Annotated in this window: 1 protein-coding gene; it reads right to left on the bottom strand. The window is 40.2% G+C overall.

Annotation, left to right across the window (positions count from 1 at the left end):
- A partial coding sequence (locus S1OALGB6SA_RS10125; RefSeq protein ID WP_195910287.1) for a hypothetical protein occupies positions 1-234 on the bottom strand: 234 nt, incomplete at both ends.

Raw genomic sequence — 234 nt, 5'->3', positions numbered from 1 at the left:
TCAGTTTCAACTCTTACCAGCTTTGTCCCCTCATAATAGTAGAAGTTAGTAGAATCTGTTTCCCACTCGCCCGTGGAAGAATCAGGACTCTTCTTCTGGTATGTTTGCAGAAGCCCATCATCATCGTAGATATAACGGTAGATATAACGGTATTTATCTTCCCATGTACTTCTACCAAACTCTGACTTTACAATGATTTGATTGGCATCGTATTCCAGAGTTTTACGCCAAGTT

Origin of the sequence: Olavius algarvensis spirochete endosymbiont (assembly GCA_900608495.1) — a bacterium.
Lineage (GTDB): Bacteria > Spirochaetota > Spirochaetia > DSM-2461 > DSM-2461 > UBA2779.
Note: the sequence above shows the minus strand (reverse complement) of the source record. Positions and strands in the feature narration are given on the sequence as shown.